This is a genomic window from Bradyrhizobium icense (genome assembly GCF_001693385.1).
In the GTDB taxonomy this organism is placed as follows: domain Bacteria; phylum Pseudomonadota; class Alphaproteobacteria; order Rhizobiales; family Xanthobacteraceae; genus Bradyrhizobium; species Bradyrhizobium icense.
Genome location: NZ_CP016428.1, coordinates 5,804,740 through 5,826,308, shown reverse-complemented (window position 1 = coordinate 5,826,308; position 21,569 = coordinate 5,804,740). Strand labels below are relative to the sequence as shown.

Below are 21,569 nucleotides of genomic sequence, written 5' to 3'. Positions count from 1 at the left end.
CATTGTTGACCCACATCAAAGCCGCCGGTCTTCCTTGCGTTATTTGGCAAAGATGCACGTCACGAAGGCAGGAGAGAGATTGGCATGGCACGCATTGCATTGGATACGGGCAGCATCCGGGGCATCGGCTCCGTAGTTGCGCGGGCACATCAATACGCGGGCTACCGCGTGGCCGTCACCTGTGCCGGCAACACCCAAGCCGCCGACGCCTTTCACTCTGAAACAGCGATTCCCGTTTTCGATCGTGAGGCGCCACATCTGTCGCCGTCCTCGTTCGATGAGATCGCCAATGCGAAGCTCGATATGGTGAGGCTGCAGCGGACGCTGAGCTTCATCGTCTTCATGGTTATCCACGACCTCAACAACCTCCATGCAGTCTGCCAGCGTGTCGCGGCGCTGGCGGACGGCAAGATTGCCGCGCTCTGCCCGCTGCGGTCAGTGCGGGCCTCCGGTCACGGCGGGGTGATTCCGCCAACGGCTACGCTTGAGGGAGAGACGGTTGGGCTTGGCGTTATTGGAAAAGCAAAGGAATGAGCGCGCCAGGTGTTCGAGCATTCCGCTGAACAGGCGCGACCTAGGTTCGCACCATTCACGACAGATAACGCAAGCGCCCCGAAACGCTCGCAGGAGCTAACTCCGACAGAATTGGTTCGCGCGCTCGCATCAAGGTGGCACCGCCGATATGGCCCTGCGATAATTAGCCCGGTACCGGAGGCGAAAAATGCCGGATCTCAGAGCAAAACAGCCATTTCGGCTATCATCCGGGCCGCGATAAGCGCCCCCGTCCGGTTCTTGATTGCGCATTCTCTTGTAGCGAGGCGGAGAAAGCTAAGGTTTGAGATAGAAGAGACGCTGGATCTAACGCGCGAATTGCGGAACCAATTTAAGAGCAGAGAGCTAGGCGTTGGTTTCGACGGACGCACGCTTCGGTCGCTTACCCGCGTAATCATTAGGGTGCGGAACGACGGCAATACGGCTATCGAGAAATTCTCATTTGAGATCGAAATCCCGGGTGAGCATCACAATTGCTTAACATACATTGCAGCTCGCAGTCGCGAGCTGGATCGAGTGGCTTCCATCAGCTTCACTGGGAAAGCGGCCAGTAACAGCATGACCGGCGAGATCAGCAATTCAAACCCAATGGGCTTGGTCGTCAAGGTTGTGGTTGGTAGTGTTCTAAATCGCCGGGAATCTATCAATTTAGGAATGTTCTTCGACGGCTCCCCGACAGGTTGTCTGGTGCATTGCCGCATCCCGGATACGAAAATCCGGATACGGAGCAGCGTGCACTTCTAATCGTATTGGACGCTACCGAAAGAACTATTGAAGATGATCAATCCTTTCAGCGAGAGGGAGCTGCACTTTTCAGCGTCGCTACGCTCTGGCGCAAGCGCTGCTTCCTGCGCACCCTGAGATGTTACCGCTGCGTCTGGCGCAGAAGGAAGTGGACTAAATCTCGGCGACCGCAATGCCGCTGGTCGCCGAGAACATTGCCATGCATCCGGTGATTGGCGCCGACATGGATGCGTTCGGCGTCTCCGAAAATGCGCGCGTGTAGTTCATCGGCGTTCCAATTTGCATTCACGCGGAGGACAGGCAGATAAGTGGAAACTTGCAAGGTCGTGTCTGTATGACGACCGAAAAAGCCCGACGCACTTTGCAAAAGGGGAAAGCTAGAGGTGCGTCGGGCTGCAACCTTGAGGTTGCGGGCATCGGCACGGGTGACCGTCCGTGTCCACGCCCAACATCATCTTTGCAAATGACGTGCCGCTCGAAGGCTGCCGATGATGTGCGTCTTGTCGGCCCGGGGCACGGCCGCGCGATATTCTTGGATTGAGAATAGTGTCGCAATTACCACATTGCCGAGTGAGACTTTGTCGGCCATCAAACAATCATGCGCCATGATGAGCCGGGTGCCTCGCGGTTTGCGAGCCGTGTCCGTGCAAGCCTCGATGATTACCTTCGCCGCACCAGCCGTCGGCTAACGCGCCCCCCTCAGCGGTCTTTCGCGATTGAAGCCCTAAACGCGCAATTGTGAGCTTTCCGCGGCGTGCCCTGGCTGATCCGCAAAAGCAACGCAAGTCCGCAGCGGGGCTTGCAGCTGGGAAAGGGGCCGAGGCCGCGCAAAAAATGTCGGCCACCGCGAGGTCTTGATAGAATAGATTGCTATGCGGACAGAGCTTACGCTGGGTCATCAGAGCGTCCGGCGCGAACGACGCGAGTTAGATCAAGGCCGCTGAACGCATGTCTTTATGTATCAACAGTATAGATGTATCCCATCAAAACAATCGATTTCACCAATTTTACGGAATGCTGCATAGAAAAGCGCATAGTCTGGTGCAAATGGCGCACACACTCGGCGGATTTTCGTCATGGATGACGATCAGTCGGTGGGTGAAGCATTGGCGGACAGCCTCTTTTCCGTGGGGTTCATCTCAGAAGCATGATCTTGGCGACCGTCCTAAGATTACGGAAGGGAAGAACTGAAGCCGTTGTCGACCATCCCGCGCAGTGTTGGGCCGAATTCCCTGAATAGAGCAGGAAGCGAAACCAGATATCGTTTGGAACGGATATCGGTCTTCCCGTGGCTAAAGTTAACGGCGAATGCCCTCGCCGTAAATGAACCGTCGGCACCCTCCCTCTGCCGACGGAAGCTGGTGCGATGTGTAGCAGCGTCGCTCCTCCCAGACTGACTTCCGCCCGGCCGCCGAAAGGGGCCGGGCATTTTTTACTATGGCGAGTACGAGCGCCAGCTTGCAGATCTTGCATTTGATCTCACACCCATGAATTCAGGGGTTGGCGACGCGTCCTCGCACAATCCATCGCCAGATCAGCTGAAGTCGCAACCCGGGCATTATTCTTTCTCGTCGAATTGCGAGCACACTCTGCCGGCCAGCCCGTTGAGCTTGTGCCCACGCGCCAAATCCTCGTCCTTGAGCGTCTGGGCGCGTACGCAATGCGGCTTATCGCTGTCGACCCAAAGCAGGGTGAAGGAATTCGCGACCATGCCGAGCGCGCGGGCGCCCTCCATTATCATCGCGGCTTGCTGAATGTCGCCGTACTCGGCGATCGAGTATTGCGTGTCGCGATAGAGGACGGACGCGGTGGTCTTAAGGTAGACGAAATCGCCGCTGTGGTTCGGCATCTCGTCCGGTCGGGCTTCTTCCAGAAGCCGCGCGGTTCCTTCCAGATCAACGAGCGTTCGGGCGATCCGCCGAGCATGCCTTGCTGCACGAGCGGGAATTGCCCGAGGGCGATGATCATGCCCTTGGCGCGCGTGGCCAGCGATGGCGTGATGACGTATTTGCCGGCGCTTCCTGTTCGGCCTTCCAATCCTGCCAAACCGTCTTCCGCATATTGAACGGCTCGCCCTTGACCAGCGGCGGGCAGAGCACGCAATCGTCGTCGAACGGCTCGCCGGCCACCGCCTTGTGCAGAAACCGGCCGAGCGCCATACTCTCGGTCTGCGTCTCACAGTCGCGGTGTGGGTTGAGCGAATAATTTGTGAACGCGTGCGCGGGCGATTTGTGGATGATGGTGCGAAGGATCGAGGAAGAGACCCTGACTGGATCGCACAAATCGCGCTGGTGATAATTGGCGAGCGGAATGTTGCGATAGAGCCCCGGTCGAGTGATCGGCTTGCCGTCCCATGGAATCGATTGCATTGCACTGCACCGCGCTTTCATTCCCAAAGCCCCGTTATCCAAAACAAAGACGTCCCGTGCCCTGCGAAGCCGCCGCTTCGCAAAGGTGATGCTCGGAAACATTTGATCTTTGATGGTGCCGCCCGCTGCCGATGGCGTGCCGGTGACGCCTCGCGCAAGGGGTTATTTCTTGTCTGAGTGCCCGGGCTTACGCGCGTAAATTTTCATTCCGCTTCGCGCCCGATGTCAACATACGTTCACAAAGAAAAGGCGGCAGAGTGAAACTTTCGAGCTTCTGTAGCAGCAAAAAGTTTTCTGTTCACGCCGGATGCACGCGCGTACTTGCCGCAAGAATGCCGTTTACGAAATTGCCCGGCATGGATCGCGTTTTTCAGATGACGCGCACGCAAATCATCGCCTATTCGATGTGGCTGTCTGCTTCGCGAGCAAAGGCGGCGTGCGATGGCTCAATCGAACGAATGGTCTGACAAGACCGAATCACCCTGCGGCAACTGTTCAGTGCCGGCGCGTCGGCCGCGCCGATCGCCGATGCAGAAGAAAACGCGCAGTGCCGCCTGCGGCAAGATCAAGCGGCTGAAGCTTCATCGCGGGAGCGGACCGATCATGAGGAGATACCGGCTATCGAGCCCATCGAAGAAAGCGCCGCCGGCATCGCTCCCAAATTCATTGCGTGTCGTGCTCGATCAGCGCGATCCTAATGGCCTCGCGATGTTCTGCGGTGCGCGCGAGGTAGCCGGATCGCCATGTGCGCGAAGCACAAGCGCAAATTCGTCAGAAGCGCTTACGTCGGGAGGGCGTGATGGGCCGCCCGCGCGCGGCCCGGCGATCGATCCCAATTCGCCGAGGCCCGTGCAATCGAAAGGGAACCCGATGGCGAAGCAAGCAGCCCAGCAAACGAAGGAGTTTGATCCGGAAGTCGTGCAGGAAATTCTGGCCAAGATCGACGGCTACGGAGGCTGATATTGGAAGGCTGCGCGGATCATTCATGTCCCAATGCCGAGGTGTCCGAGCGAAGGCTCGCTATCATCAAATATTCGCCGTCGGCCGATCGCGCCGACAAACGCGCCGCGACCCCGCCCGGCTTTGCGACCGCTGTATTCCAAGCAAACGGGAGACTGTGATCATGGCAGCACGCCCTTGGTCCCCGTGCTATGTCGGCGGCTATATCCGCGATACGTTCGCGGAGCAGCAAGGGGCCCATCTGCTGCTGCTCATGGCGTATTGGATCAAGGGTGGTCCGCTACCCGACGATACAAAATTCTCGCGACTACTGCGAAAATTTCCGAATGGAAATGGCGCAAGTCCACTCGCGAAATAATCGCGCAATTTTGTCACTTCGTTCTTCAAGGCTGGCAGTTAGTTTGAAACAGCGACGCTTCTGCATGCGCTGCTCCATTCCTAGAGGAAGGCGGGAAGCGCAACCGGCGTTCTCATCACCCATAGCTACCTGGGACCGTGCGGTGATGGTTGTAAACTACTTCTAACGCTGGTCGGTCCCTAATCGAATTTTCCCAAATCAACTTAGGAAATACGGACAGTACCCTTGACATGGTGCTGGCCGAAATCGGCGGCTCGGCCCAATTCCGGGACGGGCGTGGCGTAGGTACTTTGGGTTGGGCAATCCGGCGCGGGTACGCGGGACCGCCCGGTCCCCGGATTTGGCGGCGGCGTTTTCTGGCTTTGGTTTCCCGCACAAATGGGCTTTCCGGCGCCGCTAACCGGGCCCCACAGGGGGGCAAATCATGGATGCACTGGCGAGCAGCCGACCGTGCAAACATGGCCTATCGAGAGGCTACGGCGATGAGCGCAATTAACCGCATTCGGCCGAAGGCGTTTATCCGGCAATGGGTCGGACCTTGCCGATTCTATCCGCCGATGAAGGTTTGGGCCGGTCGGGCGCCTCGCGACAGGTAAGCTGCTCGGATTGACGCAAGTCCCGTTCATCGTGGTTGGACCGAGCGACTTTTAACCCGACATGGCCGCAGGTAGGCCTTGGGGGCCAACACCTTGAAGGAAGCCCACTTGAAGGGGTTGGAGCGCAAAACTGAAGTCGTTCTGGCGCTTGTCAAGGCGCTGTAGAACGGGCACACGAAAGTGGTGTGCCTGCAGTGATCGGAGCGAACAGGGCTGGGCGGCGGGAATGCCTCCCAGCTACAGGACCGCGCGGCCTCGTCAGCTTCTCGACAGCTTGCCTGAGTAGGAGACCTGCTCAGATGATCTTGGACGTGAGGCTAGCGTGGACCGGCAAAATTTTGACCCATCCAATGCAACTGCGTGGCCCCAGGTGCAATACGCTGTGCTGCAAGAGCGGCAAGCGGACCGACCCGGGCAAGAGGCCTTTGAGCAGCAATTGCACGAGGCGCGCCAGGCCGATACCGCGATGCCCGACGAAGGGCCGCGCCATAGCCCCCCTCCCAATGTGTCTAGTGACGGCCAGCAGTCCTCGGACGATGCGCTTGCCAGGAGCAACCTCTTGCCAAGCGAGGAGGTCCTCATCAACGATGAGCATGACAAAGCTGAGTTGAGAGCAGCGAAGAGGCCGAGGACCCTAAACAATCCGCAAGACGTCGCCATTCAGCTGAGCGAGACCGCCAATTCAGGTGGAGGTGGTGGAGCAATGCCGGCCGCCACGGCGCTGCAGCCGGCTCAGTCAACCGGGATTGTCATCGGGCACGACACGCGGCCTCTTTATTCCGAGGATGCTTCCGCTATCTTAGGGCTTGAGGAGGCCCTCAGCAAGGCCGGGATGGTTCCCAAGGCCCCGGTAGGTGCTCTGCGTGGCTTTAGCCGTTGGCTCTTCGCAAAAAACAAACCGAGCCTTGTTGCTCGGCTCGACAGTAAGTCGCTGAGCGATGGCGGTGACGTATACGAGTTCGTCGGAAAGGGTAAACCCGAGAGACTCCTTTCAGCATTAGACCATTTGCGCAGCTTTCGGTCGACGGGCGAAGTCATCGTACACCCAAGGAGAGGTCGCGCCAAGGATGCTCCGGTTGTCCTGGGGCTTGAGGAGGCCCTCATCAAGGCCGGGACTAGGCGCCCCGACATCGCCGCTGCGCAGCTTAGCGCGTCCTCGGCGCTGCGTCCGACTGAATCAAGGGGGGGTGTGACAGGGTCGGACAAGCGGCCTCTTTATTCCGAGGATGCTCCCGTTGTCCTGGGGCTTGAGGAGGCCCTCATCAAGGCCGGGACTAGGCGCCTCGACATCGCCGCTGCGCAGCTTAGCGCGTCCTCGGCGCTGCAGCCGGCTCAATCAAGGGGGGTTGTGACAGGGTCGGACATGCGGCCTCTTTATTTCGAGGATGCTCGCGATATCTCGGGGCTCCAGGAGGCCTTCATCAAGGCCGGAATGAGAGCCTCCGCCTACAATTTTGCAGGTCCTCTTCGTAGCTTTAGCCGTTGGCTCTTCGCAAAAAACAAACCAAGCCTTGTTGCTCGGCTCGACAGTAAGTCGTTGAGTGGTGACGTGTCCCGGTTCATCGGAAAGGGTAATCCCGACCGACTCCTTAGGGCAATAGACGAGCTCCGGACCTTCCGGTCGACAGGCTCGATCGCACTCCCCGGCGCCCAGCCCAATCCTCACCCCCCGGACGTGGCTCCCATTCATCCCGAAAACGCGGTGCTGATGGAACCGAGGCTCATCGGCGACGCCGCTGCGCAGCACAGGGCGTCGCACGAAGCTAGCAGTCGGCGAGAGGACCTTCGGGAACGGCAGGAGGATCAACCCGCTCCCTCGGTTCTCGTCCAAGAGCACGTCGCATTCAATCCAGAGCAGATTTCTCCGGGGGAGCTTCGGCGAGTGCTCGATCATCTGGATGATCAATCCATGCCTTCGCCAGCCTCCGTCGTTCCAGAGGAGCTTCTGGGACTGGAAGAGCAGCTCCACAACGAAATTCAGCGGCAGCCGGATGATCAACCCGTCGATCCAGAGGAGTTTACTTTCAATCTAGAGCAGTTCTCTCCAGGGGAGCTTCGGCGACTGCTGGATACTGAAGGCGCGCAGTTGGAAGTGGATCATTTAGCCCGCCAGTCGCCAATCGACGATTGGAGTACAACGAGCCATTCCCAGTGGGCGCCGCAGCCGGCCTATTTGCTAACGCAAAGTGTCAGTCAGTCGAACCCGCCATCCTGGGATAAAAACTTCGAGGCATATACCTCCGGCCCGGCAGATCAGTCGTCTTACGACCCGGGTCCGCTGCCGAATCTATCTTTATATCTTCCCCTGGAGTGGCGGCACGGCGCACAGTGGGCGCCCGAAGACCTTAAGGAGGGAATGCGCTTGCACAACGTGCTGCCAGGCGCGTCTCAACCGGAGACAAATCTCACCCTTCAGGGCGTGAATTACACCGCCACCATTGGGCCGCCAAGCTATGAGAGTGAGGTTTTTCTGCGCCCAATCGAATAGAGGGATGACAATCTTCGAAAGTGGGGCCGTTCAATGACCGCTCGCAGGTGCAAACGCCGTGCGGCATTGGCCATAGTCGTCTCGCTCAATGTAACCGCCCAGCAACGCGTCGTTCGAAGTTAAAGCGCACAAGACGGCAAATCATGGATGCTTTAGCGAGCAAGGCGGCCGTGGAAAAATGGCCGATTGAGCGATTGCGGCCCTATGAGCGGAATTCCCGCGGGCATTCGGCCGAGCAAATCGAGCAGATCGCGGCGTCGATCCGGCAATGGGGCTGGACGATGCCGATCTTGGCAGCCGATGACGGCATGGTTCTAGCTGGTCACGGGCGTCTAGCCGCCGGCAAACTGCTCGGAATGACGCGTGTCCCGGTCATTATCGCGCGCGGTTGGAGCGATCAGCAGAACCGCGCCTACGTCATGGCCGATAATCGGCTCACCGACGCGAGCGATTGGGATGACGAGATGCCACAACTCGAATTGACACACGCGAAGCGAAGGCTCCGGGTGGAAACTTGAAATCTGGGCGCTAGCGTTGAGTGGTAAATTCCTTCGCCAGTCGCCGATGTTCCCAGTTGGCCCGCTCAAGTTCGGGTCGATCAAACTCTTCCTGGGGATAGCCGACGCAGAGATAGCCGATAAATTTCCAGGACTCCGGCACTTCAAGAACCTCGTGGATGCGAGCCGGGTTAAGGACCGACACCCAGCCAAGTCCGATGCCGTCTGCACGTGCGGCGAGCCACATGCAGCAGATGGCGGCGGCGACGGAGTATTCGATCGTTTCCGGCATGGTTGCACGCCCGAGGCGATGCCCCATATCGTTCGTCTTGTCCGCGAACACGGCCAGGTGACCCGGCGCCTCTTCGAGACCGGCGAGCTTGAGGCTCGCGTACCGCGCCGCGCGTTCGCCTGAATAGGAATGCAACGCATCGGCGTTGCAGGCCTTGAAATCCTCGACCACGGCACTGCGCCTTGTATTGTCTTCGACGATCACAAACCGCCAAGGCTGGCTGAGGCCGACCGACGGGGAAAGGCAGGCGATCTCAATCAGCCGTTCCATGGCGCCGCTCGGCAGAGGATCGAGACGAAAGCGCCGCACGTCGCGGCGCCACACGAAGAGCTCGCGCAGTTGTCGGCGAAAGGCTTCATCGAAAGCGACCATCAGGGTCCTGGTTCCGTGTGGAGGAGGGCGGCTGTCATCAGCAAAACCACGATCTCGCCAATCTGTTCGAACGCACCCAATATATCACCTGTCTGTCCGCCGACCTGCCTCGTGGCAAGCCACGCCAGTATCAACCCGGCCAGCGAGAGCAAAATCACTCCGATCAATGCCTTGCTCGGCCCGGAACCGAAAACGAGGCAAAGTGCCCCGAGAGCAAACGCAATGCCGGCGCTTCGCCCCGGCGGCCGTCCGGCTCGGGCCGAAAGCCCATCCGATCGCGCCGGAGGAATCAGCCACATGAAGGCGGGCATGCCGGCGCGCGCCGCCGCATGTGCAACCGAAAGCGCCGCCGCAATCGACATTGGCTCGGCGATCGTTTCGAGCGCGCTCCATCGCAAGATGAGCGATGCGATAAGCGCGCACGCACCGTATGTACCGATCCGGCTGTCGCGCATGATCTCGAGCTTGCGCTCGCGCGTCCGGCCGCCGCCGAGCCCGTCGGCGGTATCGGCAAGGCCGTCCTCATGCATCGCGCCAGTGACGAGAACCGTGGCCGCCAGCGCCAGCATGGCTGCAGGGCTTGGCGTCAAGCCCACCTCGCGTGCGATCCAGTAGACCGCCGCACCGGCAAAGCCAACCAGCAATCCTGCCACCGGCAACGCCCAGCTCGCGCGGGCAACATCGCCATCGCTGACCGGCGTCGCCGGCCCGATAGGCAGAAGCGTGGAGAGCGAAACGGCGATTCTCAGGTCAGCGACGATGCCCCTGAGAAGCTCGAAATGATGCATGTGTCTTCAGCCCTCAAACGTCAACTCGCTCGCGATCACCCGACGACGCGTCGCAATACCGCCAAGCGCGGCATTACTTCAGCTTCATTGGCAATCCTGCCACGACGAATTCGACCTCATCCGCAACGGAGGCAATCGTCTGGTTCAGGATACCCGCCGCGTCCCGAAATGCGCGCGCCAGCGCATTATCCGGCACGATACCGAGCCCGACCTCGTTGGTGACCATAACGACCGGGCTGCGCTGGCGGGCAAGCGCGTCAGCGAGCAGCGAAGCCTCATGCGACCAGTTGCGTTCCGCGTGGAGCAGGTTCGACAGCCACAGCGTGAGGCAATCGACCAACCTTGCGCCACCGCCATCGGTTTCGATCAAGGCCTGGACGAGATCGAGCGGAACCTCGCGCTCGATCCAGTCCTTTCCTCGCCGCGCGCGATGCTTCGCTATTCGCTCACCCATTTCCTGATCGAGCGCCTCTGCCGTGGCGATATAGACGGGCTGTCCCGGAAAAGCGCGGGTGCGAACTTCTGCGCGTAGGCTTTTGCCCGATCGGGCGCCGCCCGTTAGGAGTATGATGTCCATGACGTCCTCCACTTATGGCCAGCACTAATCACCAATCTTCGACAAAGACAAAGGTGAAATCAGGCGATATGGGGCTTGCCTTGATAGGGAATTCTTGTGCATCAGGGCCAGGCACGACGGGAGAATGAGTGTGGGCTTTGCGGGAGCGATGGTGGTAGCGATGACGGTGGACGCCCTGTTGGGCTGGCCCAACGCGCTGTTCGCCCGCATTGGTCATCCCGTCACTTGGCTCGGGAGGCTGATCAACATTCTCGACATCAGCTTCAACCGGGCTATCGATCCGCCTGGAGTCAGGCGGATCGCTGGCGCAGCCGTGGCGCTTTTCGTGATTGGAGTTTCGGCCGGAATTGGATGGGCGGTTCAGGCCGCGCTCGCCTTTGAATGGAGCCGCATCGTCCTCCTGGGAATTCTCGCATGGCCCCTGGTCGCGCTGCGTTCGCTCTATGATCATGTGGCCGCCGTTGCGCATCCGTTGCAATCCGGTGATATCGCAGCCGCGCGTGCCGCGGTCGCGCACATCGTGGGACGCGATCCCGCAGCTCTCGATGAGGCGGGCATTGCGCGCGCGGCCATCGAGAGCCTGGCCGAGAATGCTTCCGACGGCATTGTGGCGCCCGTGTTCTGGGGAGCGTTGTTCGGGCTGCCGGGCATTGTCGGCTACAAGGCGATCAATACGCTCGATTCCATGATCGGCCATCGCACGATGCGCCACGAATCCTTCGGTTGGGCTGCCGCGCGCATTGACGATCTCGCCAATTTCATACCGGCGCGTCTCACAGGCATTTTGTTTGTGGTGCTGGCGACGCGGCCTTCGAATGCGTTGTCTTGCATGGCGAGGGATGCGCGCCGCCACCGCTCGATCAATGCCGGCTGGCCGGAAGCATCCATGGCCGGCGCGCTCGGCGTGCGGCTCAGCGGGCCGCGCATCTATCACGGTGGCACCGCCAACGAACCTTGGCTCAACGAGCGGGCGCGCGATCCGTTCGCTGCGGACATCCGGCAAGGGTTGAAGCTCTACGTCCGCGCCATGGTTCTTTTGGCCGCTGCGCTTGCGATTCTGGACTTCGCGTGACGGAGAGGGCAATGCTCGAGCATGGTGGAAATCTCGATCTCGCCGTTCAGCGCTTCGGCGGGCGTGCGCAGGACTGGATCGACCTCTCAACCGGGATCAATCGGCAGCCCTATCCGGTGGGTGAGGTGGAACCTAGATACTGGAGCGCGCTGCCGTCGCGATCCGATATCGAATCTCTCCATCAGGCTGCACAGCAGGCCTACGCCACCAAGGCGCGAATCGTGGCTCTTGGTGGCGCACAAGTAGCCATCCAATTGCTACCGAGTCTTTCGTCGCGCGGCCGGGCGCGAATTCTTGCGCCGACCTATAACGAGTACGCGGCGGTTCTTTCCGCCGCAGCCTGGGACGTGGCCCACGTTTCTGATCTCGAAGCGCTGGCGGGAGCCGATCTCGCCGTGGTTGTTAATCCCAACAATCCGGATGGTCGACGCCATCATCCGAACGAGTTTCTCTCGCTCTTGCCGCGCGTCGGTCGACTAGTGGTCGACGAGAGCTTTGCTGACGCCGTTTCCGGCTTGTCGCTGGCATCTGGGGCGGGACCCTCGGGGTTGTTGATCCTGCGCTCGTTCGGGAAATTTTACGGGCTTGCAGGACTGCGGCTCGGTTTCGCTCTCGGCAGCGAGGCCGATATCGCGGCGCTGGCGGCGATGGTGGGTCCATGGCCGATTTCCGGCGCAGCGATTGCGATCGGACGGCGCGCCTTGCTTGATCGCGAGTGGGCAAAGGCAACCGCGACGCGTCTGGCGCGCGATTGCCTCCGGCTGGATGCTGAAGTGCGATCGCAGGGCTGGCAACTGGTCGGCGGGACGCCGCTGTTCCGGCTCTACGAGACCGGCGACGCGCGCGCCGCGCAGGCGCGACTCGCTCGCGGCCAGATATGGTCGCGTGTTTTTGAGCAAAAGCCGGGATGGCTCCGGCTGGGCTTGCCGGGTAACGGGACGGAATGGTCGCGGCTTGCTGCCGCGCTCTCGCGTTGATCACTAATACTCAGCGCGCGAGTGCAAGCAGCCCATTTACATCGAGATGGCTGTCGATGTGATCGGCAAGCGCATCGAGCGCGCTCTCCACCCTGGCGCGGTATTGCTGGTCTGCGGCCGGAATGTCCAGTTGCGCGAGAAATGCGCTGCGGAAATTGTCCGAAGCAAACAGGCCGTGCAGGTAGCTACCGTACACGCGTCCGTCGCTGGAAACTGCGCCTTCCGGCGCGCTGCTAATCAAAGCAAATGGCCGTGCACGGTCCGGCCCGTCGGTATGCCCGATGTGAATCTCGTAAGCCTCGATCGGCCGGTCCGTTGCGGTATGGACCGCCGCAACCCGCGTGAGAGTCTTTTGTGGCGTCATCACCGTCGTCACGTCGAGGAGTCCGAGGCCGGGCGTTTCTCCCGCCGGTCCCTCGATTCCTGTAGGATCCGCCACACTGCGTCCGAGCATCTGGTAACCGCCGCAGACGCCGAGCACATGGCCGCCGCGACGGTGATGCGCGAGAAGATCGATGTCCCAGCCCTGCGCGCGCAGGAAGGTGAGGTCGCCGCGTGTCGACTTCGAGCCGGGAAGGATCACGAGTTTTGCATCGCCCGGGATTGCCTCTCCAGGCCGGACCATCACAAGGTCGACATCTGGCTCGAGCTTCAGCGGATCGAGGTCGTCAAAGTTCGCGATCCGCGACAGCGCGAGAAAGGCAATCTTGCACTTGCCTACCTTGCGAGCGTCAACAAGCCCCAGCGCATCTTCCGCCGGAAACTCGCCAGCGCGGGCGAAATAGGGCAGAACCCCAAATCCCCGCCAGGATGTGCGTGCTTCGATCAGCCGGTAGCCGTTATCAAACAGCGTCGGATCGCCGCGGAACTTGTTGATGACGAAGCCGCAGATCATGGCCGCATCGTCGGCATCCAGCACGGCCTTGATGCCGATGAGCTGTGCAATCACACCGCCGCGATCGATGTCGCCGACCAGCACCACTGGCACGTTGGCCTTGCGGGCAAAACCCATATTGGCAATATCGGCGCTCCTCAGATTGACCTCGGCTGGGCTGCCGGCGCCCTCGACCAGAACAAGATCGGCACGATCCTTCAGGCGCCCGAAACTTTCGAGGACCGGCTCCATCAGCGATGACTTCATCGCAGCGTACGCGCGGGCTCGCAGCGTCGCCACGCGCCGTCCCTGCACGATGATCTGGGCGCCAACATCTGTCTCCGGCTTGAGCAGGACGGGATTCATGTCGGTGTGCGGCTCGACACCTGCGGCCTGCGCCTGCAACGCCTGCGCGCGTCCGATCTCGCCACCGTCGATTGTCACGGCCGCATTGTTCGACATGTTCTGTGGCTTGAAGGGCAGCACCCGATAGCCGCGGCGGGTCGCGGCGCGCGCAAGGGCGGCAACGATGAGCGACTTGCCTACGTCCGATCCTGCTCCCTGGATCATCAATGCGCGCGCCATCGAATCGGATTCCGCGGTTGATTCGTCAGTACTCAACGCCGGGCTGCGCCTTGATGCCGGATCGGAAAGGATGCTTCACGAGCGTCATCTCCGTGACGAGGTCGGCGGCATCGATCAATTCCTGCCTGGCATTGCGCCCCGTGAGGACGACATGCGTCATCGGCGGCTTTGAATTGTTCAGGAACTCGACGACTTCTGCGATCTCCAGATAGTCGTAGCGAAGAGCAATGTTGATCTCGTCGAGCACGACCATGCGCAAGGCTTCATCGGCGATCAGCTGCTTGGCCTTTTGCCATGCGGCGCGCGCCGCGGCGATATCCCGGGCGCGGTCCTGTGTTTCCCAGGTGAACCCTTCACCCATCGCATGGAATTGACACAATTCACCAAAATGTCCGGTCAGCAGGCGACGCTCGCCGGTGTCCCACGCACCTTTGATGAATTGCACGACGGCGCAGGGAAAGCCATGCGCGACGCACCGCATGATCATGCCGAAAGCCGAGGAGGATTTCCCCTTGCCCGCGCCGGTATGCACGATGATGAGTCCCTTCTCGCCGCTCTTGACGGCCATCATCCGGTCGCGCGCTGCTTTTTTCTTCGCCATTTTGGCCGCATGGCGGGCGTCCAGCGAGGCTTCGGAGGTCACGGTTTCGTCCTCAGCGGCATCAGGTTCGGAAGTCATCAGCACGCTCCTTTGGCTTGACAAGTTGCACGCTTGGGCAAATGGTGGGGTGGCGTTGGTTCCTGTCCTACGACAGGCGAAGAGGGAATGCGATAGGGCTCTAGCCGCAAAGCTTGAACCTGAAACGCAGCCGCCCCCGCGACCGTGACCGGAGAGATCTCTAGAAGCCACTGACCCGTCAGGGGTTGGGAAGGCGGAGATCGAAGGGAAAACCTGCTCCGCAAGCCGGGAGACCTGCCAGCGCAGAGACTTGAGACCGGCGGACGGGGTGCTCCGCGACGGCAACGAACCGTTGTGTCTTCGGTTCGTGCGCCTCATCGCCTCCGCCAACACGTCGAGGAGGGCGATGACCGTCACGCTTCATGTCTGTATCACCTGCCGTGCCGGCCAACCCCTAAGCGAAGGCGAAATCACGCCAGGCGCGCGTCTGCACAGCGCCATCTTCGAGGCCGGCGTGCCGGAAAACGTCCACGTCGTTCCGGTCGAATGCCTGTCCGCTTGTAGCCACGGTTGCTCGGTCGCGCTCAGCGCGCCTGGACGGTGGTCTTACGTCTACGGCCGCCTGTCCGACGCAAATGCGCCGGACGTGATCGCCGGTGCTGCGGCCTATGCGGCGGCGCCCGACGGCATCGTGCCGTGGCGCAGCCGGCCGGAGATCTTCCGCAAACAATCGCTTGCCCGCATTCCACCCATCACCATCCTGCCGGAGGCCGCAGAATGAACACGCTCGCCAAGGTTCCGGTCACGGTCGTCACCGGCTTTCTCGGTTCGGGCAAGACGACGCTGATCCAGCACCTGATCGCCAACGCCAACGGCAAGAAGCTTGCGGTGCTCGTCAACGAGTTCGGCAGCGAAGGCGTGGATGGAGAGATCCTGAAGTCCTGCGCGGATGTCAATTGTCCGGCCGAGAATATCGTCGAGCTCGCCAATGGCTGCATCTGCTGCACGGTCTCTAACGACTTCATTCCCGCCATGGAGCAGCTGCTCTCGCGGCGCGTGAAGCCCGACCATATCCTGATCGAGACATCGGGATTGGCCTTGCCAAAGCCGCTGCTCAAGGCGTTCGATTGGCCGGAGATCCGCTCGCGGATCACGGTCGACGGCGTGATTGCGCTTGCGGATGCCGAGGCTGTGGCGGCCGGCCGCTTTGCGCCAGACCCAGTCGCGGTGGAAGCGCAGCGTGCGGCCGATGAAAACCTCGATCACGAGACGCCGCTGTCGGAAGTGTTCGAGGATCAGATCGCGTGCGCGGATATCGTGCTGCTCACCAAGGCGGACCTTGCCGGCGTTGAAGGACTTGAAGCGGCCAAGGCGGCGATCGTCGCCGAAATGCCGCGTCGCGTGCCGATGTTGCCGGTCGTCGACGGCGCTGTCGATGCGCGTATCATCCTTGGTCTCGAAGCGGCGGCAGAAGACGATCTCGCTGCGCGCCCCTCTCATCATGACGGCGAAGAAGAGCACGAGCACGACGACTTCGCCTCGGTTATAGTTGAGCTCCCGGAACTTGCTGATATCGATGCGCTGGTCGGATCGATCCAGCGGCTTGCGCGCGAGCAGAATGTGCTGCGCGCCAAGGGATATATCGCGGTCGCGGGCAAGCCGATGCGATTGCTCCTGCAATCGGTCGGGGAGCGGGTGCGGCATCAATTCGATATGCCCTGGGGCACGCGGCCAAGGCAGTCGAAATTGGTTCTGATCGGTGAACACGACGATATTGATGAGGCCGCTATCAGGGCGGGACTTGGTGTCTGATGCACGTCGTGTTTCGCGAGAGCCGCGGTCTTGAGGAGACCGCGATCCCTAAGGATCTCGGTCAGGACCCGGCCGACCTTGTCGTGCTCTCGTTCTCAGACAGCGATCTCGCCGCGTTCGCGTCCGGCTGGCGGCGTGGGCGTGCTTGCCTGCCGTCGCTGAGGCTCGCGAATCTTGCGGAACTGCGTCATCCCCTATCGGTCGACACCTATATCGAGCGGACGCTGTCGCATGCCCGCGGCATCTTGGTGCGCCTGATCGGTGGCGAGTCCTACTGGTCATATGGGCTGGCTGCCCTGCATCAATTGACCAAGGATCGCGACATCGCGGTTGCGGTGCTCCCGGCTGACGGTCGCGACGATCCGTACCTGGATGCGCTCTCGACATTACCCGCCTCGACGCTCGGACGGCTGAAGGCGTTGTGCGACAAGGGCGGAGCAATGGCGGCGCAGGCTGCAATCGCCCAGCTCGCATTGGCCTCGGGCCTTTATGCGGGGCCTGTCGTCGGCGAGATCGAAATGTCCGAGATCGGTTTTTATGATCCAGGTCGTGGCGCAATCGCGGTGCTGCCAAATTGCGACCAGCGGCCGCGCGCGCTCGTCACCTTCTATCGCTCCTATCTCACCGCGGCAGATACCCTCCCGGTCGACGCGCTGATCACAGCACTGCGACAAGCGGGTTTTGATGCCTATGGCATATTCGTCACATCGCTAAAGGCCGCGGGTGTAGCGGATTGGCTGAAGGGGCAGTTCGAGCAATGCCCGCCTGCAGTGATCGTCAATGCAACCGCCTTCTCTGCGGCCGCCGACGACGGCACGACGGCTTTCGATGCCGCCTCCGGCCCGGTGTTCCAGGTTGCGTTGTCGACGGCCCGGCGCGAGGATTGGGCGGAGTCGCTTCGCGGTCTCTCGCCGGGCGATCTGGCGATGCATGTAGCGTTGCCGGAGATTGACGGCCGGCTGTTTGCGGGCGTGGTCAGCTTCAAGTCGGCGGGTGAGCGCGATCCCGATCTGCAATTTGCGCAGTTGGCGCACAGGCCTGACGACGAACGTGTCGGTGCTGTCGTGGATCGGGTGGTGGCCTGGCACAGGCTCGCGGACAAGCCGGCAGGCGTGAAGCGGCTGGCGATTGTGCTCTCGAACTATCCGGGCCGTCCGCACCAGCTCGCGCATGCGGTCGGGCTCGACGCACTCGCTTCGGTCGAAACGATGCTGTCCGATCTCCACGCTGCGGGTTACGACGTGAAAGCGGCAGGAGCGCTCGGTGAAACTCTCCTGCGGGAGGAATTGATCTTTAGCGTTGCGGATTACCGCACGGAGCTGGCGAGGCTTTCGCGCCCGTTACAGGATGACCTTGCGCGCGCGTGGGGCGCGCCGGAGAACGATCCCGCCTGTCGTGGTGGCGAATTTCATTTCGCAGCGATCCAGCGTGGCAAGGCGATCATCGCCGTTCAGCCTGAACGCAGTGATGTTACCAATCGTGACGCGGAGTATCACGATCTCTCGCGCACGCCTCGCCACGCCTATGTCGCGTTCTATCTCTGGCTGAGGCAGCAAGAGGTCGACGCGGTCCTCCATATGGGCACCCACGGAACGCTGGAATGGCTGCCCGGCAAGTCCGTGGCGCTGTCCGCTGCCTGCTGGCCGGAAGCGCTGATTGGCAGCGCGCCGGTGATCTATCCTTTCATCGTCAACGATCCCGGCGAGGCGGCGCAGGCCAAGCGGCGCATCGGCGCGGTCACGATCGGGCATTTGCCGCCACCTCTGGCGCGGGCGGCTTTGCCGGAAGGCCTGCGCCGGCTCGAGCAACTGCTCGATGAATACTCGACCGCCGACGGTCTCGATCCCGCGCGCCGCCAGCGCCTGATCGCGTTGGTCCGCGATGAAGCGCGTGCCGCGGGACTGGAAGAGGATCTCGGCCTTGGCGCCTTGGCTGCGCCGGCCGAGGCAATTCCCCGGATCGATCGCTTCGTCTGCGACCTCAAGGAAAGCCAGTTCGGCGATGGCCTGCATGTGTTCGGCCGCGGGGCTTGCGGCGAGGCGGAGAAGGGCGCGCTGCTTGACGCTCTCTCTGGTAGGCGCGTTGCTCCGGGGCCCGCCGGCTCGCCATATCGTGGGCGGCGCGATGTGCTGCCGACCGGACGCAATCTGTTCGCCGTCGATCCCCGCGCAGTGCCGACACCGTCCGCGCACGTGCAGGGGATCAAGCTCGCCGAGGAATTGCTGCGCCGTCACCTGCAGGATCACGGCGACTGGCCCAAGGGGCTGCTGGTTGATCTCTGGGGATCATCGACCATGCGCACCGCTGGCGAGGATTTCGCGATGGCCCTGCACCTGGCAGGCATCGCGCCGCGCTGGGACCACGGGTCGGGTCGGGTGTTGGGTTATGAGATCATCGCACTGGCCGCTCTTGGTCGACCGCGCATCGAAGTGACGCTTCGCGTGTCGGGGCTGTTTCGCGACGTCTTCTCATCCCTTGCGCAATTGTTCGAGGCGGCGACCGAAGCGCTTTCTGAACGCGACGAGGAGGGCGAAGAAAATCCCTATCGCCATCGCGCGGCGCACGTGTTCGGGCCACGGCCCGGGCATTATGGTGTCGGCATGCCATCGCTGCCGAATGTTCTGACGGAGGAGGCGCGCGAGGCGGCCGGTGAGGCCTGGCTTTCGGCCTCGTCCTGGGCATTCGCATCGGACGGCACGATGCGGCCTGATCGGACAGGTATCGAGGCAAGGCTCGTCGCCGCCGATGCCTTCGTCCATGCGCAGGACCTGCCGGAAACCGACCTGCTATTAGCTGCAGACTATGCCGTGCACGAGGCGGGCATTGCGGCCGCGGCGGCGCGCCTCGGCATGGCCGCCCCATCACTCTATCATCTCGATGCCACGCGCCCGGATCGTCCGCAGGCACGCTCGTTGACAGAAGAGCTGTCGCGCGTGGTGCGTGCTCGCGCTGCCAATCCGACATGGATCGCGGGCATGATGCGCCACGGCTTCCGGGGCGCGGCCGAGATAGCAGCGACGCTCGACCACATGGCCTCTTTCGCCCTTCTCGCCCGGGCCGTGCCTCCGCATCTCTTCGATCTTTATTACGAAGCGACACTTGGCAATGACGAGGTGCGGAGCTTCTTGGCGCGCAAAAATCCGGCGGCGCTCGCGACGATCGAGGCTTGCTTCACTCGTTTGCATGAAGCTTCGCTCTGGAGGACGCAACGCAATTCGATCGCGGCTGCGCTGCGGGAGGCCTCATGAGCGCCGTTGCGATCAAGGGGTGGTGTCCCGGCGCTTTGCGGCCGATGCGATCGGGAGATGGGCTCGTGGTTCGCGTCCGGCCGCACGGTGGCCGGCTCGATGCCAAGCAGGCAGCGGGAATTGCGGCGCTGGCCGAGCGCTACGGCAACGGCCTCATCGATCTGACCAGCCGGGCCAACCTGCAAATCAGGGGTGTCAGTGATCAAGGTCATCGGCCTTTGATCGAGGAACTCTCGCGGCTGCACTTGCTCGATCCCGATCCGGAGTCGGAAGCGCGGCGCAACATCCTTGTCACGCCCTTCTGGAGCGCAAGTGACGATACCTGTTTTCTCGCTGCAGAACTTGAACAGAGGCTTGTGATGGGACCGCCCGGCCTGCCGACCAAATTCGGCTTCGCCGTCGATTGCGGGACAGAGCGCGCGCTGGCCGGCGCATCTGCCGATATCCGCATTGAGCGCAGCATCGCGGGAGAGCTGATCGTGCGTGCCGACGGCGCGGAGCATGGTCGTCCCGTAGCACGGAGCGAAGCCGTCAAGGTTGCGCTCGCGCTTGCCGAGTGGTTCGTCGATTTCGGCGGAGCGAGGGATGGGCGAGGGCGGATGGCAGCGCATATCGGGGCTGGCGCAAAGCTGCCGGACGCGCTTCGTGGCCGCGCCGAGCCGGTTCGAACGATCGCCGAGCCGCGCCTGGGGCTCTATCCGCAAGGCGCGATGGTCGGCGCGGCATTCGGGCAGGTAACTCGTGCGACGCTCAGCTATCTGGCTGGATGCTCGCCAGGATTACGGATGACGCCGTGGCGCATGATCCTGGCGGAAGAGCTGCGCGAAATGGCTCACTGCGAGGGCCTCGTCACGCAAGCGGACGATCCGATCCTGCGCGTCGTTGCCTGCCCTGGCGCGCCCGCCTGCCGCGAGGCGTATGCCGACACACGCGCACTCGCGGCGACGCTGGCCCAGCATATTGCCGCGGACGAGCGGCTTCATGTCTCCGGCTGCGCCAAGGGCTGTGCCCATTCGGGGCGTGCCGCCCTCACCCTCGTTGCGGCCCGTGAGGGATTTGACCTCGTCCGCGGCGGCTCGACGCGGGATGCGCCAGCCTTGCGTGGACTGAGTGCCGGCCGGATGATCGCAGATCCTTCCGTTCTAACGGGACGCACTGATGCCGCATGTCTATGAAACCGATGGTGCGGCGATCTACCGTCAATCCTTCGCCACCATCCGCGCCGAGACGAACCTTGAGCGCTTTTCGGCCGACGAGGAGCCGGTGGTCGTGCGGATGATCCATGCCGCCGGCATGGTAAGTCTCGAATCCTGCATCCGCTTCACGCCCGGCATGGCACGCATCGCGCGGGCCGCGCTTCAGAACGCCGCACCTATCCTTTGCGACGCGCGCATGGTGTCGGAAGGAATCACGCGCGCGCGCCTGTCGGCCGGCAACGCTATCATCTGCACACTCGACGATCCCGCGGTTCCCGCGCTCGCTCAATCCATGCGCAACACCCGTTCGGCCGCAGCGCTGGAATTGTGGCGGCCGCATCTGGACGGCGCGATCGTCGCCATCGGCAATGCGCCGACCGCGCTGTTTCACCTGCTCAACATGCTGGAGGATCGCAACTGTCCAAGACCTGCGGCGATCATCGGTTGTCCGGTCGGCTTCGTCGGGGCTGCTGAAGCTAAGGCCGCATTGATGGCCGATCGGCCCGCGCCGGCGCTGACGGTCGAGGGACGCCTTGGCGGCTCGGCGATCACAGTCGCCGCCGTAAACGCGCTGGCGAGCCGGAGCGAATAGC

The 21,569-nt window shown here is 61.9% G+C and carries 17 protein-coding genes and 1 riboswitch; of the genes, 10 read left to right on the top strand and 7 right to left on the bottom strand.

Annotated features, from left to right (window positions below; genetic code table 11):
- Positions 1-84 precede the first annotated feature (84 nt).
- Positions 85-534 carry a P-loop NTPase family protein gene (locus LMTR13_RS43460; protein ID WP_065730466.1) on the top strand — a complete coding sequence of 150 codons (450 nt, stop codon included), beginning with the start codon at positions 85-87 and terminating at the stop codon, positions 532-534.
- Positions 535-2,854: 2,320 nt separating this feature from the next.
- On the opposite strand, the gene LMTR13_RS27215 is transcribed toward LMTR13_RS43460, so the two are convergent.
- A complete protein-coding gene (locus LMTR13_RS27215) occupies positions 2,855-3,145 on the bottom strand; it encodes a hypothetical protein (protein WP_065730464.1) in 291 nt (96 codons plus the stop codon).
- A 115-nt stretch (positions 3,146-3,260) separates the two neighbouring features.
- A complete protein-coding gene (locus LMTR13_RS27210; RefSeq protein WP_065730463.1) occupies positions 3,261-3,665 on the bottom strand; it encodes a hypothetical protein in 405 nt (134 codons plus the stop codon).
- A 2,236-nt stretch (positions 3,666-5,901) separates the two neighbouring features.
- Here LMTR13_RS27210 and LMTR13_RS42970 point away from each other — a divergent pair.
- On the top strand, positions 5,902-8,067 hold the full coding sequence (locus tag LMTR13_RS42970) for a hypothetical protein (RefSeq protein ID WP_236843163.1): 2,166 nt from the start codon (positions 5,902-5,904) through the stop codon (positions 8,065-8,067).
- A gap of 20 nt (positions 8,068-8,087) precedes the next feature.
- Positions 8,088-8,585: a ParB/Srx family N-terminal domain-containing protein gene (locus tag LMTR13_RS27185; protein WP_156795824.1), complete on the top strand. Its 498-nt coding sequence runs from the start codon at positions 8,088-8,090 to the stop codon at positions 8,583-8,585.
- 10 nt (positions 8,586-8,595) lie between these two features.
- Here LMTR13_RS27185 and bluB read toward each other — a convergent pair whose 3' ends face one another.
- The 3 genes from bluB to cobU form a co-directional block, all read right to left on the bottom strand.
- Positions 8,596-9,228: a 5,6-dimethylbenzimidazole synthase gene (gene bluB, locus LMTR13_RS27180; RefSeq protein ID WP_065730458.1), complete on the bottom strand. Its 633-nt coding sequence runs from the start codon at positions 9,226-9,228 to the stop codon at positions 8,596-8,598.
- Positions 9,228-10,016 (bottom strand): adenosylcobinamide-GDP ribazoletransferase, encoded by a 789-nt coding sequence (gene cobS, locus LMTR13_RS27175; RefSeq protein ID WP_065730457.1) that lies wholly within the window; start codon positions 10,014-10,016, stop codon positions 9,228-9,230. The genes bluB and cobS overlap by 1 nt, the downstream gene beginning before the upstream one ends.
- A 73-nt stretch (positions 10,017-10,089) precedes the next feature.
- Entirely contained in the window at positions 10,090-10,593 is a 504-nt protein-coding gene (cobU, locus tag LMTR13_RS27170; protein ID WP_065730456.1) for a bifunctional adenosylcobinamide kinase/adenosylcobinamide-phosphate guanylyltransferase, read from the bottom strand.
- Between the two features lie 130 nt (positions 10,594-10,723).
- Here cobU and cbiB point away from each other — a divergent pair, with 130 nt between their 5' ends.
- On the top strand, positions 10,724-11,665 hold the full coding sequence (gene cbiB / locus LMTR13_RS27165) for an adenosylcobinamide-phosphate synthase CbiB (RefSeq protein WP_083219507.1): 942 nt from the start codon (positions 10,724-10,726) through the stop codon (positions 11,663-11,665).
- Between the two features lie 11 nt (positions 11,666-11,676).
- On the top strand, positions 11,677-12,642 hold the full coding sequence (gene cobD, locus LMTR13_RS27160) for a threonine-phosphate decarboxylase CobD (RefSeq protein WP_065730454.1): 966 nt from the start codon (positions 11,677-11,679) through the stop codon (positions 12,640-12,642).
- Positions 12,643-12,652: 10 nt separating this feature from the next.
- On the opposite strand, the gene LMTR13_RS27155 is transcribed toward cobD, so the two are convergent.
- Entirely contained in the window at positions 12,653-14,101 is a 1,449-nt protein-coding gene (locus tag LMTR13_RS27155; protein WP_065730453.1) for a cobyric acid synthase, read from the bottom strand.
- 25 nt (positions 14,102-14,126) lie between these two features.
- Positions 14,127-14,780, bottom strand: a complete 654-nt coding sequence (gene cobO, locus LMTR13_RS27150) for a cob(I)yrinic acid a,c-diamide adenosyltransferase (RefSeq protein ID WP_065733008.1) — start codon at positions 14,778-14,780, stop codon at positions 14,127-14,129.
- Between the two features lie 39 nt (positions 14,781-14,819).
- Positions 14,820-15,036, top strand: a riboswitch (cobalamin riboswitch).
- Between the two features lie 90 nt (positions 15,037-15,126).
- On the opposite strand from cobO, the gene LMTR13_RS27145 reads away from it, so the two are divergent.
- Genes LMTR13_RS27145 through LMTR13_RS27125 form a run of 5 tightly spaced genes read left to right on the top strand, consistent with a single transcriptional unit; the run spans position 15,127 to position 21,568 of the window.
- On the top strand, positions 15,127-15,501 hold the full coding sequence (locus LMTR13_RS27145) for a DUF1636 family protein (protein WP_065733007.1): 375 nt from the start codon (positions 15,127-15,129) through the stop codon (positions 15,499-15,501).
- Positions 15,498-16,532 (top strand): cobalamin biosynthesis protein CobW, encoded by a 1,035-nt coding sequence (cobW, locus tag LMTR13_RS27140; RefSeq protein ID WP_065730452.1) that lies wholly within the window; start codon positions 15,498-15,500, stop codon positions 16,530-16,532. Before LMTR13_RS27145 ends, cobW begins: the two co-directional genes overlap by 4 nt.
- On the top strand, positions 16,532-19,780 hold the full coding sequence (gene cobN / locus LMTR13_RS27135) for a cobaltochelatase subunit CobN (RefSeq protein WP_065730451.1): 3,249 nt from the start codon (positions 16,532-16,534) through the stop codon (positions 19,778-19,780). Before cobW ends, cobN begins: the two co-directional genes overlap by 1 nt.
- Entirely contained in the window at positions 19,777-20,955 is a 1,179-nt protein-coding gene (gene cobG, locus LMTR13_RS27130; RefSeq protein WP_065730450.1) for a precorrin-3B synthase, read from the top strand. The genes cobN and cobG overlap by 4 nt, the downstream gene beginning before the upstream one ends.
- On the top strand, positions 20,939-21,568 hold the full coding sequence (locus LMTR13_RS27125) for a precorrin-8X methylmutase (RefSeq protein ID WP_065730449.1): 630 nt from the start codon (positions 20,939-20,941) through the stop codon (positions 21,566-21,568). The genes cobG and LMTR13_RS27125 overlap by 17 nt, the downstream gene beginning before the upstream one ends.
- The last annotated feature ends 1 nt before the right edge of the window (position 21,569 follow it).

Coding starts and splice junctions, on each gene's coding strand:
- LMTR13_RS43460 (WP_065730466.1), top strand. CDS start 85: ATGGCACGCATTGCATTGGATACGGGCAGCATCCGGGGCATCGGCTCC.
- LMTR13_RS27215 (WP_065730464.1), bottom strand. CDS start 3,145: ATGCCGAACCACAGCGGCGATTTCGTCTACCTTAAGACCACCGCGTCC.
- LMTR13_RS27210 (WP_065730463.1), bottom strand. CDS start 3,665: ATGCAATCGATTCCATGGGACGGCAAGCCGATCACTCGACCGGGGCTC.
- bluB (WP_065730458.1), bottom strand. CDS start 9,228: ATGGTCGCTTTCGATGAAGCCTTTCGCCGACAACTGCGCGAGCTCTTC.
- cobS (WP_065730457.1), bottom strand. CDS start 10,016: ATGCATCATTTCGAGCTTCTCAGGGGCATCGTCGCTGACCTGAGAATC.
- cobU (WP_065730456.1), bottom strand. CDS start 10,593: ATGGACATCATACTCCTAACGGGCGGCGCCCGATCGGGCAAAAGCCTA.
- cobD (WP_065730454.1), top strand. CDS start 11,677: ATGCTCGAGCATGGTGGAAATCTCGATCTCGCCGTTCAGCGCTTCGGC.
- LMTR13_RS27155 (WP_065730453.1), bottom strand. CDS start 14,101: ATGGCGCGCGCATTGATGATCCAGGGAGCAGGATCGGACGTAGGCAAG.
- cobO (WP_065733008.1), bottom strand. CDS start 14,780: ATGACTTCCGAACCTGATGCCGCTGAGGACGAAACCGTGACCTCCGAA.
- LMTR13_RS27145 (WP_065733007.1), top strand. CDS start 15,127: ATGACCGTCACGCTTCATGTCTGTATCACCTGCCGTGCCGGCCAACCC.
- cobW (WP_065730452.1), top strand. CDS start 15,498: ATGAACACGCTCGCCAAGGTTCCGGTCACGGTCGTCACCGGCTTTCTC.
- cobN (WP_065730451.1), top strand. CDS start 16,532: ATGCACGTCGTGTTTCGCGAGAGCCGCGGTCTTGAGGAGACCGCGATC.
- cobG (WP_065730450.1), top strand. CDS start 19,777: ATGAGCGCCGTTGCGATCAAGGGGTGGTGTCCCGGCGCTTTGCGGCCG.
- LMTR13_RS27125 (WP_065730449.1), top strand. CDS start 20,939: ATGCCGCATGTCTATGAAACCGATGGTGCGGCGATCTACCGTCAATCC.